The sequence below is a fragment of the Sphingobacterium sp. T2 genome (assembly GCF_000814685.1).
Taxonomy (GTDB): Bacteria; Bacteroidota; Bacteroidia; order Sphingobacteriales; family Sphingobacteriaceae; genus Sphingobacterium; species Sphingobacterium thermophilum.
This window is the reverse complement of sequence record NZ_JXAC01000256.1, coordinates 1-3,451: the sequence shown is the minus strand read 5'-3', so window position 1 is coordinate 3,451 and position 3,451 is coordinate 1. Positions and strand designations below refer to the sequence as shown.

Sequence of the window (3,451 nt, the reverse complement as noted above, 5' to 3'; positions counted from 1 at the left end):
GGTTCGGCTGTACAGACTATACTTCCTGAACTCTTAACACGACTAAAGAGCCAGCAACCAATGGTAGACATCACCCTTAATGAACTATCCAACGAAATACAGATGGAGCTGTTATTAAAAGATGAGCTGGACTTCGGCTTTGTACGGATGGGAAATTTCCCTCCTAAGATCGAGTCTCTTCCTATACTTACTGAACATTTTGCTTTGGTAGTACCTAAAGGGCATCCTTTAAGTCAGACAAAGAAAGTAGACTTTGCCCACCTTAAAGAAGAGTCTTTCATTCTCTTTTCGAGGGCTTATAGTACAACTTATTACGACTTGGTGATGAGTATATTTAGGGATCATCATTTTATACCTAACGTGACTCTGCGTACGGTAAATGCCTTGACGATTTTCAATTTGGTATCTCAAGGTATGGGCATGGCTATTGTTCCCTCCTCTTTGAAGAAAGGATATAATGCTGATGTAGACTTCATCGAGCTCAAACATATTCCGCAAAGAACAACTCTTTATCTCGCCTGGAATATGGAGAACCGAAATCCGGGAATACCATTATTTCTTGAGATTACCAAGAAGATATGTGGATAAAAAATCCCCTTAGCCACGATTGCTAAGGGGATTTACAAATTATTTTTTATCATGTACGAAAGCAACCTTTTCCTTCACTTCTACGACCTTATCTTTTTTGACTGTATTTACGGTATGTCCTCCCAAAATTGGAGCTATGACTAAGCCCACAAGACAGGTAAGTTTAATCAATATGTTCATGGAAGGTCCTGAAGTATCTTTAAATGGATCTCCTACGGTATCACCTGTTACTGCCGCCTTATGTGCATCCGATCCTTTATAGACCATTTCTCCGTTAATTTCCACACCTGCTTCAAAAGACTTTTTTGCATTATCCCACGATCCTCCTGCATTGTTCTGGAATATCGCCCATAACACACCTGAAACGGCGACCCCTGCCATATAGGCTCCTAACGCTTCTGCTCCCATTACGAAACCTACGATGATAGGCATGATGATGGTAATAGCGCCCGGCAGCATCATTTCACGTAAGGCGGCCTTCGTAGATATATCCACACATTTCCCATATTCAGGTTTTCCAGTACCTTCCAAGATGCCGGGAATTTCTCTAAACTGTCTTCTCACCTCATTCACCATATCCATGGCTGCCTTACCCACTGACTGCATGGCCAATGCCGAAAACACGACAGGTATCATTCCTCCAATAAATAATGCCGCCAAGACATCCGCTTTGAAGATATTAATTCCATCGATGCCGGTGAAAGTTACATAGGCAGCAAACAATGCTAAAGCTGTCAATGCTGCCGACGCAATAGCAAAGCCTTTACCCACCGCCGCCGTCGTATTACCCACAGAATCCAGCACATCGGTACGCTGACGTACTTCCTTAGGCAGCTCACTCATCTCGCAATACCACCTGCATTATCAGCAATTGGGCCGAAGGCGTCGATGGCAAGCTGCATAGCTGTAGTTGCCATCATCGCTGAGACTGCCAATGGCAACCCCATAAAATCCGGCAAGCGAATAAGAACCCCAAATCGCCAAAGCAAACAGAAGAACAGAAGAAAAGGTGGATATCATCCCGTTGGCTAAACCCGCAATAATATTAGTCGCAGCGCCCGTAGATGAGTTACGTACAATATTCAAAACAGGCTTCTTACCCAATCCTGTATAATATTCGGTGAATGAAGAAATCAAACCACCTACTGCTAGACCTACAATAGTAGAATAAAACACATTCATCCTATCCACATCCTTATATCCTTCTCCAAAGAACTTCATCTGAATAACTTCAGGAAGCATATAGCGGATAAGAAAAAAACATGAAATTACTGTCAATACGATAGCGGTCCAGTTTCCTAAGTTCAATGCGCCTTGGACCTCTTTTTCTTTAGCGTCATTACCTGAAACTTTCACCAAGAAAGTTCCTATAATAGAAGAGATGATTCCTACTCCTGCTATGACTACCGGTAACAATATAGGGCCCATACCTTGAAAAGCGTCCGTAAAAGTTCCGCCACTGGCCTCAGCCATATCTTTGATTATATAATTACCTAATACCATAGAGGCCAACACGGTAGCGACATAAGAACCGAATAAGTCGGCTCCCATTCCTGCCACATCCCCTACGTTGTCTCCCACGTTGTCGGCTATAGTAGCGGGGTTACGTGGGTCGTCCTCCGGAATTCCGGCTTCCACTTTACCAACTAGGTCGGCACCCACATCGGCAGCCTTCGTATAAATTCCTCCTCCGACACGTGCAAACAGAGCTATAGACTCTGCTCCCAAGGAGAAGCCCGCCAATGCTTCCAGCACGATGGTCATTTCATTATAAAATGAGCTGGTCCCTGTTATAAACATTTTAACGAAAATCAGAAAGAAAATGCTCAAGCCCAATACGGCTAATCCTGCAACCCCAAGCCCCATGACCGTTCCTCCCGAGAAAGAAACGCTCAATGCCTTAGGCAAGCTCGTGCGGGCTGCCTGCGTGGTACGTACATTGGCACTCGTAGCAATACGCATTCCTATATTTCCCGCCAACGCCGAAAAGAAGGCTCCAAAGACAAATGCTACGACAATAATCCAATGTGTGGTATCCACCATGGTCGACACAAAAAATAAGGCTAAGGCTGCAATGATTACAAACACCAGTAGAATACGGTACTCCGCCTTCAAAAAGGCCATAGCCCCTTCCTTAATACTTTTGGAGATAAATTGCATCTTGCTTTCGCCAGCATCTTGTTTGTTCACCCAGCTGACCTTCAAAAGCATGAAAAGTAACCCCAACGTAGCTAGCGCTACAGGTAAGTAAATCATATAGTTTTCCATAAAATAAGTTTATTTTGGTTATATTAAAGCTAGCATTTTTTTTGGAAAACAAAAAACTTTAATATATTCTTTTTTAAGGACTTGCGATTAGTTTGCCATCCAATGGTATTGCTTTCCGTCTTGGATAGCTACCTTTCCCTCATCTGTTAAGGTACGTAGTACTTTCAGCTTTTGCTCGTCGGAGCCGACGGTAAGATTATCTATAAGTTCATGCAACTCTAAAGACTTTTCCATCAACAGGACGCGGATTTCCTGCTCTATCTTAGCCTCTATTGTCGCTAGGTGTTTTCTTCTCAAACACAAATCACATTCACCACAATAAGTACTATTTTCTTCTCCAAAATAATATAATATAGCCTTGCTGCGGCATGCCTTGGTATCCAGAAAGCGATAAATAGCCTGGATTTGTTCTCCCTTAACTTGCTTGCGTTCACGGATAAATTCGGTATCAATATAGAGGTTTTTGTAATCTACCCGCGGCTGCAAAAACTGAAAGTTGCGGCTTATCCGTACTTCTGAGATATGAACCGATCTGTTGTTTTTCTAGGCCTTCCAACAACTGCACGATGGTTTCATAAGAAACACCCAATTTTTT

The 3,451-nt window shown here is 42.9% G+C and carries 3 protein-coding genes and 1 pseudogene; 1 reads left to right on the top strand and 3 read right to left on the bottom strand.

What is annotated here, in order from left to right; translation table 11 throughout:
- Positions 1–588: LysR substrate-binding domain-containing protein (locus tag SD31_RS13625; protein WP_039054526.1), on the top strand; the 588-nt coding region annotated here is incomplete at its 5' end.
- Between the two features lie 39 nt (positions 589–627).
- Here the strand turns inward: SD31_RS13625 and SD31_RS21055 are convergent.
- From SD31_RS21055 to SD31_RS13615, 3 genes and pseudogenes are all read right to left on the bottom strand, one after another.
- Positions 628–1,490, bottom strand: a pseudogene (locus SD31_RS21055) (sodium/proton-translocating pyrophosphatase).
- The gene (locus SD31_RS21050; protein ID WP_316929893.1) at positions 1,453–2,856 is read right to left on the bottom strand and encodes a sodium/proton-translocating pyrophosphatase; all 1,404 of its coding nucleotides are present in this window, start codon (positions 2,854–2,856) and stop codon (positions 1,453–1,455) included. The pseudogene SD31_RS21055 and the gene SD31_RS21050 overlap by 38 nt, the downstream one beginning before the upstream one ends.
- Before the next feature lie 87 nt (positions 2,857–2,943).
- The gene (locus tag SD31_RS13615) at positions 2,944–3,342 is read right to left on the bottom strand and encodes a RecQ family zinc-binding domain-containing protein (protein WP_039054525.1); all 399 of its coding nucleotides are present in this window, start codon (positions 3,340–3,342) and stop codon (positions 2,944–2,946) included.
- Between the last annotated feature and the right edge of the window lie 109 nt (positions 3,343–3,451).

Bases quoted from the DNA above. Each gene is read 5' to 3' on its own strand.
- SD31_RS21050 (WP_316929893.1), bottom strand. From the start codon at position 2,856: ATGGAAAACTATATGATTTACTTACCTGTAGCGCTAGCTACGTTGGGG.